Annotated in this window: 12 protein-coding genes; 9 read left to right on the top strand and 3 right to left on the bottom strand. The window is 68.3% G+C overall.

What is annotated here, in order from left to right; translation table 11 throughout:
* The first annotated feature begins 46 nt into the window (after positions 1-46).
* Positions 47-1,174 (top strand): VOC family protein, encoded by a 1,128-nt coding sequence (locus J8I35_RS09880; RefSeq protein ID WP_050011065.1) that lies wholly within the window; start codon positions 47-49, stop codon positions 1,172-1,174.
* 45 nt (positions 1,175-1,219) lie between these two features.
* Here J8I35_RS09880 and J8I35_RS09875 read toward each other — a convergent pair whose 3' ends face one another.
* From J8I35_RS09875 to J8I35_RS09865, 3 genes are all read right to left on the bottom strand, one after another.
* Positions 1,220-2,560: a type II toxin-antitoxin system HipA family toxin gene (locus J8I35_RS09875; protein WP_089489377.1), complete on the bottom strand. Its 1,341-nt coding sequence runs from the start codon at positions 2,558-2,560 to the stop codon at positions 1,220-1,222.
* Between the two features lie 2 nt (positions 2,561-2,562).
* A complete protein-coding gene (locus tag J8I35_RS09870; RefSeq protein WP_050011067.1) occupies positions 2,563-2,970 on the bottom strand; it encodes a helix-turn-helix transcriptional regulator in 408 nt (135 codons plus the stop codon).
* A gap of 176 nt (positions 2,971-3,146) precedes the next feature.
* Positions 3,147-3,812, bottom strand: a complete 666-nt coding sequence (locus J8I35_RS09865; RefSeq protein ID WP_050011068.1) for a cation diffusion facilitator family transporter — start codon at positions 3,810-3,812, stop codon at positions 3,147-3,149.
* 270 nt (positions 3,813-4,082) lie between these two features.
* Between J8I35_RS09865 and J8I35_RS09860 the strand changes: the two genes are divergently transcribed.
* The 8 genes from J8I35_RS09860 to J8I35_RS09825 all read left to right on the top strand — a co-directional run bounded on the left by J8I35_RS09860 (position 4,083) and on the right by J8I35_RS09825 (position 13,318).
* Positions 4,083-5,102, top strand: coding sequence for a DNA-binding protein (locus J8I35_RS09860; protein ID WP_050011069.1), 1,020 nt, complete (start codon positions 4,083-4,085; stop codon positions 5,100-5,102).
* Between the two features lie 169 nt (positions 5,103-5,271).
* A complete protein-coding gene (locus J8I35_RS09855) occupies positions 5,272-5,892 on the top strand; it encodes a TetR/AcrR family transcriptional regulator (protein WP_050011070.1) in 621 nt (206 codons plus the stop codon).
* Between the two features lie 234 nt (positions 5,893-6,126).
* Positions 6,127-7,185, top strand: coding sequence for an NADP-dependent oxidoreductase (locus tag J8I35_RS09850; RefSeq protein ID WP_050011071.1), 1,059 nt, complete (start codon positions 6,127-6,129; stop codon positions 7,183-7,185).
* Between the two features lie 92 nt (positions 7,186-7,277).
* Positions 7,278-7,577 carry a putative quinol monooxygenase gene (locus J8I35_RS09845; protein WP_209925177.1) on the top strand — a complete coding sequence of 100 codons (300 nt, stop codon included), beginning with the start codon at positions 7,278-7,280 and terminating at the stop codon, positions 7,575-7,577.
* Between the two features lie 144 nt (positions 7,578-7,721).
* Positions 7,722-8,177 (top strand): (2Fe-2S)-binding protein, encoded by a 456-nt coding sequence (locus J8I35_RS09840; protein WP_006479019.1) that lies wholly within the window; start codon positions 7,722-7,724, stop codon positions 8,175-8,177.
* Position 8,178: 1 nt separating this feature from the next.
* Entirely contained in the window at positions 8,179-10,398 is a 2,220-nt protein-coding gene (locus J8I35_RS09835; protein ID WP_209925176.1) for a xanthine dehydrogenase family protein molybdopterin-binding subunit, read from the top strand.
* Between the two features lie 16 nt (positions 10,399-10,414).
* Positions 10,415-11,719: a cytochrome c gene (locus tag J8I35_RS09830; RefSeq protein ID WP_209925175.1), complete on the top strand. Its 1,305-nt coding sequence runs from the start codon at positions 10,415-10,417 to the stop codon at positions 11,717-11,719.
* 153 nt (positions 11,720-11,872) lie between these two features.
* Positions 11,873-13,318 (top strand): NAD-dependent succinate-semialdehyde dehydrogenase, encoded by a 1,446-nt coding sequence (locus tag J8I35_RS09825; RefSeq protein WP_050011075.1) that lies wholly within the window; start codon positions 11,873-11,875, stop codon positions 13,316-13,318.
* The last annotated feature ends 214 nt before the right edge of the window (positions 13,319-13,532 follow it).

Here is a 13,532-nt window from a genome sequence, read left to right as displayed (position 1 = left end):
CGACAGGCACCATTCCCCCATCGACCGCATGCCCCCGGAGACTGGAATGCCCGGCAATTCCCACCCGTTGTCCAGCGATACGCCGCCCGTCGCCGATCCGGCCGCCAATCCGCTCGGGATGGCCGGCCTCGAATTCGTCGAATTCGCGGCGCCCGTGCCGGACGCGCTTGCGCAGCGCTTCGAGCAGTTCGGGTTCAAGGCGATCGCGCGGCACGTTAGCAAGAACGTCACGCTGTACCGGCAGGGGCAGATGCATTTCCTGATCAACGCCGAACCCGAGTCGTTCGCCGCGCGCTATGCGGAGGAATACGGGATGGGCGTGTGCGCGATCGGGTTGCGCGTGGCGAACGCCCGGCGCGCGTTCGAGCGCGCGATCCAGCTCGGTGCGTGGGCGTTCGAAGGCGAAAAGGTCGGCGTCGGCGAACTGAAGATTCCGGCGATCCAGGGCATCGGCGATTCGCACCTGTATTTCGTCGACCGGTGGCGCGGGCGGGACGGCCAGCGCGGCGGCGTCGGCGACATCTCGATCTTCGACATCGATTTCCGACCGATCGACATCGCGACCGCGCATACCGATCTCGATTGCGCGGGCGTCGGCCTGCAGCAGGTCGACCACTTCACGCAAACCGTCGGCGCGGGCCGCATGCAGGAGTGGCTGGATTTCTACCATGACTTGCTGCATTTCCGCGAGATCCACCAGATCGACGCGCATTGGCATGTGTCGGAGGAATCGCGCGTGATGGTGTCGCCGTGCGGCGCGGTGCGGATTCCGGTCTATGAGGAAGGTACGCGGCGCACCGAGCTGATGCATGCGTACCTGCCCGACCATCCGGGCGAGGGCGTGCAGCACGTCGCACTGGCCACCGACGACATCCTGGCGTGCGTCGATGCGCTGCGTGCGAACGGTGTCGAGTTCATCGAGCCGCCCGCACGCTATTACGACGACGTCGATGCGCGGCTGCCGGGGCACGGCGTCGATCTCGACGCGCTGCGCGGCCGCGCGGTGCTGGTCGACGGCGAGATCGGCAGCGACGGCGTGCCGAGGCTGTTTTTCCAGACCTTCGTCAAACGCCGTCCCGGCGAGATCTTCTTCGAGATCGTGCAGCGCAAGGGGCACCACGGGTTCGGCGAGGGCAACCTGGCGGCACTCGCCCGCGCCCGCGACGCCGGCTGAACGACCTGGCGCCGGCGGCCGTTACGCCGCCGCGCATGCCTTCGATCACGCCGGATCGGCCGCCGCGAGCTTGCGGCTGTGCCGACGCATGCCGTCGAAGATCGCGTCGGCCACGTCCGCCGGAAAATCCGCCGGGATCTGCGCAGCGGCTTCGGCAATCGCGGGCTCCGTCCGTGCGGCGACGGCCGCCATCGCGACGCGCACGTCGTCTTCGGTCAGGCCGACGCGGCGGCCCTGCGCGATCCAGTGGCGCGGCTGGATTTCGCCGATCACGTAGTGCCGGTTCTTCCCGCAGACAGCCATCGCGAGGCGTGCGCGGCGCGGCGGAATCTGGTTGCGGCGCGTGCCGATGATCGGATGCGCGGACAGCACGTCGTACAGCGGCGTGCTTCGATACGCATTGCCGGGCAGGTGCGCGATGCTGAAATTCTTCGCGTGGCCGTCGATCGCCGCCAGCACCCAGAACACGAGCTGGGCGACGAAAAAATTCATCCGGTCGCGCGACGCTTCGGCCGAGTTCGCGAGGATGCCCATGATCGTCTCGATGCCGGGGCCGCCGTCCGATTCGTATTTCGCTCCCGATGGCGTGCCGGTCGCCTGGCACATGTCCTCCTGCGGCAATCGCAGGATCCACGAGCCGTCGCGCGACGGACGCCGGTCGAAGCGCTCGACGATCAGCGCCTTCTGGTCGTCGAACCGGCCGATCTCGCACGGCGCGACCGGCAGGCCGTACGCGGCGACGAGTTTCGAGCACAGCCATTCGTTTTCGACGGACGTGCGCATGTCGGCCTGCATGTTGCCGACACGCCCGAGCGGCAGCTTGAAGATGTGCGTCGTCGGCGTGCTGCCCGACGGCCGCAGCCAGCGATTGCGCCGACGCAGCAGCGCGGTCTTTTCCTGCGCGCCGGCAATCGACAGGCGCAGGTCGGCGTCCGGCTCCGCGCGGCCGGGCAACGGCGCGGCGGTCGCGTGGCGCAGCACGTCGGCGACGGCTGCGTCGTCGAGCGTCGCGCCTTCGATGGCCTCGAGATCGACCGGCGTCTCGCCCGGCGGCAGCATCTGGATCGCGCCGACGCAGTCGCGGCCGATCGACGCGAGCAATTCGAACGGTGCCGTCGATCCGAGCCGGTAACGCTGCGCGATGCGGCGGCGGATCGGCTCGCTGTCCGGCAGCAGGTTGTCGAAGTAGTCGGCCACGATCGCGCCCTGGTGCGGCTGGTTGCCGGGCGTGAAGGGCAGCGACAACGACAGGGGCCGGCCCTGGGGATCCTCGAGCCAGTCCGGCAGGTAGACGAGACGTTCGACGCCACGGCGGATTTCCCAGTACCCGACGGGAATGCCGTTCATCCACAGGTCGAGCCGGTCGTGGCGGGCACGTGCGGCCATCGTCACCAGTCCTCCCGCTTCGACACGCGTGGCCTGGCGCGAGTCGTCGCTGCCGGGCGCTTCCGCGCGGCGTCGGCCGCGGCTCCGGTCGAGGCCTGGGCGGCCGTGGCGCCGCGCTTGCTCGCGACCGGCTTGCGGCGCGCCGGCGGCTCCGCGCCGGAAGCCGAATCGGCCGCTTCCGCCGGCGCATCCCGTTCGTCCGGGCTGAGCATCATCCGAACGCCGAGCGCGTTCAGCACCTTGAAAAGCCGTTCGATGCTGACCGCCGACGGGTTGGCTTCGAGCTGGGCATAGGATTGCTGGGTGATGCCGAGGCGGGCGGCCAGTTGCGCCTGCGTGAGCCCCGCGGATTTCCGGAAGCCGACGAGTATCGGGCGCAACTGGGTCAGGGTCTGGACTGGAAAGGCCATCGGGCGCTCCGCGAGATGACAGGCGATCGTTTGTAATCGGAAAATACAGTTTATGGCATGTATTGTACAAATACAAATCATAGCCTGTATCAACGAAAAACAAACGATAGCCTGTTACGCGGGGCCGATCGTACAGGCATTGGCGCGAATCGGGCGTTGGGCGACACCCGCGGCGTTCACGACCCGCGCGTCGAGCGATTCGCCCAATCCGCCCATGCCGGCCACTGCGCCCAGCCGCGACGGACGAACCCGGCGCCCGTGCGGATCACGAGCGCGCCGATCGCGAGCGCCGCGAGGTCGTCGAGACGGCCGAAGCCGACCAGCGCCGCGCTCATCGCGAGCGCCGCGAGCAACGACGACAGCGCATCGGTCCGCACGTGCCAGCCGCTTGCCTCGAGCAGCGCGGAGCCGGTCTCGCGCGCCTTGCGCAGCATCCAGTACGACAGCACGGCCTTGCCGGCGAGCGTGACGACAACCAGCGCAAGCGCGGTCGCGCCCGGCTGCACGACGGGCGGCGTATCGAACCGCGTCAGCGCATGCCAGATCATCTGCGCACCGGTTACGGCCAGCAATGCGCCGAGGCCCGCGAGCGCGAGCGGCTCGTAGGTCGGGCGGCGCTCCGGCGGCAGGCGCGCGTCGAACCGGCAGGCGACGAGGAGCAGCGCATCGGCTGCGAGATCGATCGCCGCGTGCGCGACGTCCGCGAGCAGCCCCGACGAATGCGCGGACCATGCCGCCGCCGCCTCGACGGCGAGCAACAGCAGGTTGATCGCGAGGCTGACGGCGAGGGCGCGGGACGTGGCTGTGTAAACGTGGGACGTGGCGCGCGACGGGCGCTGCATGGCGGGTTCGTCTGTAGAAAACGGGGGGAAGCTCGAACGCTACCGGTCGACGATGGCAGGTCCGTGACAGGCGGCCGGATAGCGGGGCAACGGGGCGCGATGCTCGACGCGAAGGCGGGCTGGGCGGGAAGATTCAACGCTGTGATCGGGGAGGGCCGCCCGAAGCCGACGATTCAACATTATAGAAATAATGTCAAATCTAAACCCTGAAAAATTGGGTATTTAACGGTTTACGTTATATTACTTACTAAATTTCCTTCGAAGCCCGCCATGTCCGACCTCGCCGCCGATGAACCCCGCCTGACCGCCGAAATCGAGCGCCTCAAGGCCGACTTCCCGAAAACCCGCGAGCTGTACCGCGAAGCCTGCGCACTGCTGTTCTTCCGTTTCGGCATCACGCCGACGGCCAACCGCCTGTACCAGCTCGTGCGCAAGGGCAGCATGAGCACGCCGACAGCCGTTCTCGGGGAGTTCTGGGCCGAGCTGCGGGAAAAGAGCCGTGTGCGCATCGAGCATCCGGACCTGCCGGCCGATCTGCAGGCGGCGGCCGGCGAACTGGTTGCGGCGCTATGGAACCGGTCGAGCACCGACGCGGCCGCCGCACTCGACGCGCTGCGCGCGGAAGTCGAGGCCGAGCGGGCAGCGGCGCAAGCAGAAGTGGCGACGCTGCAAGCCGAACTGGCCCGCACCGAAACCGCGCTGGAGCAACGCACGGCCGCGCTGCTGGCTGCGCAGGTCCGCATTCAGGAACTGGAGCAGGCAAGAGCGGCGGACGATGCATCGCGGCGGGCAATGCAAGCGGATATCGAACGCCTGAAGGCAGACAACGCGGAGGGCGACCGTGCACTCGCGCAGGCCCGTGCGGACTTCACCACCCAGCTCGACCGGCTGCGCGACGACACCGGGCGCGCCGAAGAGCGGCTGCGCGCATCGGAAAAGCGGGCGCTTCAGGAAATCGATCGCGAGCGGCTCGCGACCGCGCGCTTGCAAAAGGAACTCGACGCGGCGACATCGCGCGCGGAACAGCGCGACGCGCAGCAGCGGAAGGAAGCGGCCGCGCTACAGGCACAACTCGGTGACGCGCTGCATCGCTGCGGCGTGCTTCAGGGGCAGCTCGACGGCGCACTGGCGGCCGACGCGGCGCGCAGCGCCGAACTTGACGCGCTGAGGCGCGAGATGGCGGCGCGGGTGCGCCGGCCGCCGTTGCGCGGCGTCAAGACCATCCCGGCCGTCGAGCGGAGCGAGCGGCGGGCGCGCACGAGAAAGCGTGCCGACGAAGCGCCGCGCTGACGGCGAAACCGAGTCGTCGACATGACGCGCCACGCGCAGACGGCACGCGCGGGCGAGCAGCACGCCGGCCGGGCATTGGGCGCAGGACTGGGATCGGGTAAAGTGCCGCTCAACATGCCGGCTCGACGTTACTAGACGACCGGTCTAATCGTTGCTACCATACACCATCATGAATGCATCTTCAGGCGCCGAAGTCCGCCAGCACATCCTGAACATCGCGAAGCCGATCATGCTCCACAAGGGGTTCTCGGCGGTCGGTCTGAACGAGATTCTCGCTGCGGCGGGCATCCCGAAGGGCTCGTTCTACCATTACTTCGGCTCGAAAGAAGCATTCGGCGAAGCGCTGCTCGAATCGTATTTCGAAGGCTATCTCGCGCATCTCGACAAGCTGCTCAAGCAGCAGGCCGGCACGGGCGCCGAGCGCCTGATGACGTACTGGGGCAACTGGCTGCACACGCAATGCGCGGACGATCCGGAAGGCAAGTGCCTCGCGGTGAAGCTCGGCGCGGAAGTGTCGGATCTGTCGGAAGCGATGCGCGCGGTGCTGCGGCGCGGCACCAGCCAGATCATCGAGCGGCTCGCGGGCGGCATCGAGGCCGGGCTCGCCGACGGTTCGCTGAGCGGCGTCGACGATCCGTCGCACACGGCCGCGATCCTGTACGAGCTGTGGCTGGGCGCGACACTGCTGGAAAAGATTCACCGCAACCGCCAGCCGCTCGAAAGGGCGATGGCCGAAACGCGGCGCATGCTGAGCCTGCCGCCGGCCGCATCCGACGGTGCGCAGTCGTAGTCCGGGCGCGCATCGGCGCGCCTTGTTTTTGCCTTGACCCTAGACGACTGGTCTACTCAATCACTCATGACGAACGCTTCACGCCGCGTTACGCTGTCCCGATCGTTCCCACCGCCTGCCTGCGACCGCACCGGCCTGCTTGCCGATGCCGCCGCAGACGCGCACTTCCCGCTGGTCCATCCCTGATCCGATCGTGCCCACGAAGCACGTTCATTCCTGTTGACGGAGGCACACATGCCGCAAAGCAAGATCGCAAACCGCCAGATCGTCCTGAATTCGCGCCCGGTCGGCGCACCGACGCCGGACAACTTCCGCGCCGAAACCGGTGACGTGCCGGTTCCCGGCCCCGGTCAGGTGCTGCTGCGCACCGTCTGGTTGTCGCTCGACCCGTACATGCGCGGCCGGATGAGCGACGCGCCGTCCTATGCGCCGCCGGCCGAACTGGGCCAGCCGATGGTCGGCGGCACGGTCAGCCGCGTGGTGTCGTCGAACCTGCCCGCGTTTCGCGAAGGCGATCTCGTCGTCGCCGGCGCCGGCTGGCAGGACTACGCGCTGTCCGACGGACGCGACCTGATCCCGCTCGGCCGCGATTTCGCGCACCCGTCGTACGCGCTCGGCGTGCTCGGCATGCCGGGCTTCACCGCATACACCGGGCTGCTGAAGATCGGCGAACCGAAGGCCGGCGAAACCGTGGTCGTCGCGGCCGCGAGCGGTGCGGTCGGCGCGGTGGTCGGCCAGATCGCGAAGCTGAAGGGTTGCCGCGTGGTCGGCGTCGCGGGGGGCGCCGACAAGTGCGCGTACGTGACCGGCACGCTCGGCTTCGACGCGTGCGTCGACCATCGCGATCCGGCGTTCGCTGCGAAGCTGAAGGACGCGTGCCCGAACGGCATCGACGTGTATTTCGAGAACGTCGGCGGCGCGGTGTTCGACGCAGTGTGGCCGCTGCTGAACGACCATGCGCGGGTGCCGGTCTGCGGCATCATTGCGCACTACAACGATGCGGCCTACGACGACAAGGCCGTGTCGACCGGCCGTGACCGCGTGCCGGCGCTGATGGGCGCGATCCTGCGCAAGCGCATTCGCGTGCAGGGTTTCATCATCCTCGATCACTATGCAACCGGCTATGCGCCGTTCCTGAAGGACATGAGCGAGTGGGTCGCGCAGGGCAAGGTCAAGACGCTCGAAGACGTCGTGCCCGATCTCGCCGACGCGCCGCAAGCGCTGATCGGCTTGCTGGCCGGCAAGAATTTCGGCAAGGTCGTCGTGCGCGTCGGCCCGGACGAACTGGCCTGATCCCGCCGTTCGGCGACAGACAACCGCTGCACGCTGGCGTCGCGAGACGCCGGCTTGTGGCATGCTCGTTTCCGTTTTCAAAGGAGTAGAAAATGGCGCTTCACGTGATTGCTTCGCTGTTCCTGAAACCCGAACACGCGCAGGCCGCCGAGGCCGAACTGCGCGGCATGGTCGCGAAGACACGCACCGAGCCGGGCAACCGGCGCTACGACCTGTTCCGCGAGCGGGACGGCGCGCCAACCCTGCATCTGTACGAGATCTACGACGACCAGGCGGCGTTCGACGCGCATCTCGCCAGCCCGTATTTCGGCGAATTCCGCACGAAGTCGGCCGACTGGTTCACCGCACCGCCCGTCATCAAGGTGCTGTCGGCCATCGACGTGGCCGAGTAACGACGCAAGCACGCAACACCACCGCCGCGGCTCGCCCGCACCCGGGCCGCGCGGCACCCGTTGCGCACGACGCAACGGCGACGCCCCCATGACGCGGCGCGCATCGTTCGCGCCGCTCCCCAATACAACGGCCCCGGAGGCTGAATGATCACCCTCAACATCAACGGCGAAACCCGCTCGGTCGACGCCCCCGACGACATGCCCTTGCTCTGGGTGCTGCGCGACGTCGTCGGCCTGACCGGCACCAAGTTCGGCTGCGGGATCGCGCAATGCGGCGCGTGCACCGTGCATCTCGACGGCGTGGCCGCGCGTTCGTGCGTGCTGCCGGTCGCCGCCGTCGCGGGCCGCAAGATCACGACGATCGAAGCCGTCGGCGCGACGCCGGCCGGCCACAAGGTCCAGCAGGCGTGGCGCGAGCTCGACGTCGTCCAGTGCGGCTACTGCCAGTCGGGGCAGGTGATGGCCGCCACCGCGCTGATCGCATCGAACCCGAACCCGAGCGATGCCGACATCGACGCGGCCATGGCCGGCAACATCTGCCGCTGCGGCACGTACCACCGCATTCGCGCGGCCGTCAAACAAGCCGCGAAGGAGGCCTGACATGTCGCGAGGACTCCTCGAAGCAGGCAGGGTCGGCGCCGGTGTGTCGCGCCGCGGGTTTCTGAAACTCGGCATGTCGCTCGGCGCGGCGGCCGGCGGCGGCTTGCTGCTCGGCTTCAGCCTGCCGGCGGCGGGCGACGATGCGCGCCGCTCGGTGATCGGCGGCGACGCAGCCGAGCCCGCACCGTCGGGCGTGTTCGCCCCGAACGCATTCGTGCAGATCGACCGCGCCGGCAAGATCACGCTGGTGATGCCGAAGGTCGAGATGGGGCAGGGTGTCTATACGGCGCTGCCGATGCTGATCGCGGAAGAGCTCGAGGTGCCGCTGTCGAGCGTCACGCTCGATCATGCGCCGCCGAACGAGAAGCTGTTCCTCGATCCGCTGCTCGGCGGCCAGCTCACCGGCGGCTCGACGTCGGTGCGCTACGCGTGGGAACCGCTGCGCCGCGCGGGCGCCACCGCGCGCACGCTGCTGGTCTCGGCGGCCGCGAAGCAATGGAACGTCGATCCGGCCAGTTGCCGCGCGGCAAACGGCGAAGTGCAGCATCCGCCGACCGGCCGGCGCGCATCGTACGGCCAGTTGGCCGACGCCGCGGCGAAACTGCCGGTGCCGAAGGACGTCGCGCTGAAGCAGCCGGCGGATTTCAAGCTGATCGGCACGCCCGCGAAGCGCCTCGATTCGCCGGAGAAGGTCGACGGCACCGCGCAGTTCGGGCTCGACGTGCGCCTGCCCGGCATGCTGTACGCGGTGATCGTGAACAGCCCGGTGTTCGGCGGCACGGTCGCGAGCGTCGACGACACGGCGGCGAAGAAGATCCCCGGCGTGCGCCAGGTCGTGCGTGTCGACAACGCGGTCGCGGTGGTCGGCGACCACACGTGGGCCGCGAAGCGCGGCGCATCGGCGCTCGTCGTGAAGTGGAACGAAGGCGCGGGCGCGAAGGTGTCGACGAAGGACCTGTTCGCGGATCTCGCGCAGGCGGCGGCGAACGGCAAGGGCGCGGTCGCGCGCAAGGAAGGCGACGTCGGCAACGCGTTCGCGAACGCCAAGACGCGCGTCGACGCCGTCTACGAACAGCCGTTGCTCGCGCACGCGACGATGGAGCCCGTGAACTGCACGGTGCACGTGCGCGGCGACGGCTGCGATATCTGGGTCGGCACGCAGGTGCCAACCCGCGCACGGGACACGGCACAGCAGTTGACCGGCCTGTCGCCGGACAAGATCGTCGTGCACAACCATCTGCTCGGCGGCGGGTTCGGCCGGCGGCTCGAGACCGACATGATCGGGCAGGCCGTGAAGGTCGGCAAACAGGTCAATGCCCCGGTGAAGGTGATCTGGACGCGCGAGGAAGACGTCCAGCACGACATGTACCGGCCGTGCTACTACGACACGCTCTCGGCCGGCCTCGATGCGAACGGCAAGCCGGTCGCATGGCGGCACCGGATCGTCGGCTCGTCGATTCTCGCGCGCTTCGCGCCGCCCGCGGTCAAGGACGGCGTCGATCCCGACGCGGTCGAGGTCGCGGCCGAGCTGCCGTACGACCTGCCGAACCAGCTCGTCGACTACGTGCGCCAGGAGCCGCGCCACGTGCCGACCGCGTTCTGGCGCGGCGTCGGGCCGACGCGCAGCACGTTCGTCGTCGAAAGCTTCATCGACGAACTGGCCGTGCAGACCAAGACCGACCCGGTGCAATACCGTCGCGCGCTGCTCGACAAGACGCCGCGCGCCCGCAACGTGCTCGACGTCGCGACGAAGGCGGCCGGTTGGGGCGCGTCGCTGCCGAAGGGGCAAGGGCGCGGCGTATCGGTGATGCATGCGTTCGGCAGTTTCTTCTCGATCGTCATCGACGTCGCGGTGGACGGCGGCGAAGTGCAGGTCAAGCGCGTCGTGTGCGCGGTCGATTGCGGGATGGTCGTGAATCCGAACACGATCGAGGCGCAGGTGCAGGGCGGCATCATCTTCGGGATCACGGGCGCGCTGTACGGCGAGATCACGATCGAGGACGGCCGCGTCGTGCAAACCAACTTCACCGACTACCGGATGATGCGAATCAACGAGGTGCCCCCGATCGAAGTCCATCTGGTGAAGAGCGCCGAGGCGCCGGGCGGGATCGGCGAGCCGGGCACGGCCGCGACCGCGGCGGCGCTGGCGAACGCGATCTTCGCGGCGACCGGCACGCGGCTGCGCAAGCTGCCGGTCGGCAACCAGCTGAAAACGGCCTGAGGAGGAGGGGACGACCATGCGACATCTCACCCTGAACCCGAATGCACTCCGCGCGTCGCTGCTCGCGCTGTCCGCACTGCTGGCCGGCACGGCCGCGCAGGCCGCGCAAGCGGCGCCCGCCGACAGCGCACTCGTCGCGCGCGGCGCGTATCTCGCGAAAGCCGGCGACTGCGTCGCGTGCCACACCGCGCCGCGCGGCACGCCGTTCGCGGGCGGCCTGAAGATGGTCACGCCGATGGGCGCGATCTACACGACCAACATCACGCCCGACCCGGAGACCGGCATCGGCGGCTATACCGAAGCCGAGTTCGCCGGCGCGTTGCGCAAGGGCGTCGCGAAGGACGGTCACAATCTGTATCCGGCGATGCCGTATCCGTCGTACGCGAAGCTGAGGGACGACGACGTGAAGGCGCTGTATGCGTACTTCATGCACGGCGTCGAACCGGTGAAGCAGGCGAACCGGCCATCCGACATCCCGTGGCCGCTCAACATGCGCTGGCCGCTCGCGTTGTGGAACAAGGTGTTCCTCGACACGACGCCATACGCGGACAAGCCGGCGAAGGACGCAATGTGGAACCGCGGCGCGTATCTCGTGCAGGGGCTCGGGCACTGCGGGTCGTGCCACACGCCACGCGGTGTCGGCTTCCAGGAGAAGGCGCTCGACGAAAGCGGCGCGGCGTTCCTGTCGGGCGCGTCGATCGACAACTGGTTCGCGTCGAACCTGACCGGCGAGCACAACACCGGGCTCGGCCGCTGGAACGAGGCCGACGTCGCGCAGTTCCTGAAGACCGGCGCGAACCAGCACGCGACCGCGTTCGGCTCGATGGTAAGCGTGATCAACCACAGCACGCAGGAACTGACCGACGACGATCTGGCATCGATCTCGCGCTACCTGAAATCGCTGCCGGCGGCAGGCGGCACGGGCGCGCTGCCGTACCGCTATGATCCGAAGGCGACGCAGGCCGCGCTGGGTCGACCGGCAACGGATCCGGGCGCGAAGGTGTATAACGCTTACTGCCTGCATTGCCACGGGGCGGACGGGCGCGGCTATGCGCCGCTGCTCGCGCCGCTCGCCGGCAATCCGAACGTGCTCGAGGCCGACGCGTCGTCGCTGATCAACGTGACGCTGAACGGCAGCGACACGCTCGTGATCGGCGGCGTGCCGTCCGCGTATCCGATGCCGGCGTTCTCGAATCAGTTGAACGACCGGCAGATCGCCGACGTGCTGACGTTCATGCGCGCCGGCTGGAACAACGGCGCGCCGGCCGTGCAGGCGGCGGACGTCGCGAAACTCCGCAAGGCGACGGCGGCCGCGCACTGAGCGCGGTGCGCCGCGCAACGATGGCGGGCCGGCGTGCCTGCCGTCGACGCCGCCGGGTGCGTGCCTGCCCCGGCGGCTTGGCTTTTTCTGTCAACCGGCGTGCGGCCGTTCGCGGCCGCGCGCGTTTTATCGACGCAATGTAGGGGTGTCTGGATGGCTAACGTGACTTATACGGATACGCAATTGCTGATCGACGGCGAGTGGGTCGACGCCGCGAGCGGCAAGACGATCGACGTCGTGAACCCGGCGACCGGCAAGGCGATCGGCAAGGTGGCCCACGCGGGCATCGCCGATCTCGACCGTGCGCTCGCCGCCGCGCAGCGCGGCTTCGAAGCATGGCGCAAGGTGCCCGCGCACGAACGCGCGGCGACGATGCGCAAGGCGGCCGCGCTGGTGCGCGAACGCGCCGACGCGATCGCGCAGCTGATGACGCAGGAGCAGGGCAAGCCGCTCACCGAAGCGCGCGTCGAAGTGCTGTCGGCGGCCGACATCATCGAATGGTTCGCGGACGAAGGGCGCCGCGTGTACGGCCGGATCGTGCCGCCGCGCAATCTCGGTGCGCAGCAGACGGTCGTGAAGGAACCGGTCGGCCCGGTCGCGGCGTTCACGCCGTGGAATTTCCCGGTCAACCAGGTCGTGCGCAAGCTGAGCGCGGCGCTCGCCACCGGTTGTTCGTTCCTCGTGAAGGCGCCGGAAGAAACCCCGGCGTCGCCGGCCGCGCTGCTGCGCGCGTTCGTCGATGCGGGCGTGCCGGCGGGCGTGATCGGTCTCGTGTACGGCGATCCGGCTGAAATCTCGTCGTACCTGATTCCGCACCCGGTGATCCGCAAGGTCACGTTCACGGGTTCGACGCCGGTCGGCAAGCAGCTGGCCGCGCTCGCGGGCCAGCACATGAAGCGTGCGACGATGGAACTGGGCGGCCACGCGCCGGTGATCGTCGCCGAGGATGCGGACGTCGCGCTCGCAGTGAAGGCCGCCGGCGGGGCGAAGTTCCGCAACGCGGGACAGGTCTGCATTTCGCCGACGCGTTTCCTCGTGCACAACAGCATCCGCGACGAATTCACGCGCGCGCTGGTCAAGCATGCGGAAGGGCTGAAGATCGGCAACGGTCTCGACGAAGGCACGACGCTCGGCGCGCTCGCGAACCCGCGACGCCTGACCGCGATGGCGTCGGTCGTCGACAACGCGCGCAAGGTCGGCGCGAGCATCGAGACCGGCGGCGAGCGGATCGGCGCGGAAGGCAACTTCTTCGCCCCGACCGTGATCGCGAACGTGCCGCTCGAAGCGGACGTGTTCAACAACGAGCCGTTCGGCCCGGTCGCGGCGATTCGCGGGTTCGACAAGCTCGAGGATGCGATCGCCGAGGCGAACCGTCTGCCGTTCGGTCTGGCCGGCTACGCGTTCACGCGTTCGTTCGCGAACGTGCATCTGCTGACGCAACGCCTCGAAGTCGGGATGCTGTGGATCAACCAGCCGGCGACGCCGTGGCCGGAAATGCCGTTCGGCGGCGTGAAGGATTCGGGCTACGGGTCGGAAGGCGGGCCGGAAGCGCTGGAGCCGTATCTCGTCACGAAGTCGGTGACGGTGATGGCGGTTTGATGGTCGGTTGAGGGTGGGCGCGCTGCAGTTGGGGGCGCGCCCGATTGGCAGATTTTTCAGCGTATGGACGCATTCGAGATCGCCGAACCCGCGCCATAGAGGGTGATCATGGCTATTTAAAATTTGACATAAGGTGAATTATCGACATTTTTTGTTGTAGTAGCTTTTTAGAAATGTCGTGTTCTAGCCATTTAGAAATGTCGCGTTTGGACCT

It is taken from the genome of Burkholderia sp. CpTa8-5 (assembly GCF_017815045.1).
GTDB classification, from domain to species: domain Bacteria; phylum Pseudomonadota; class Gammaproteobacteria; order Burkholderiales; family Burkholderiaceae; genus Burkholderia; species Burkholderia sola.
Note: the sequence above shows the minus strand (reverse complement) of the source record. Positions and strands in the feature narration are given on the sequence as shown.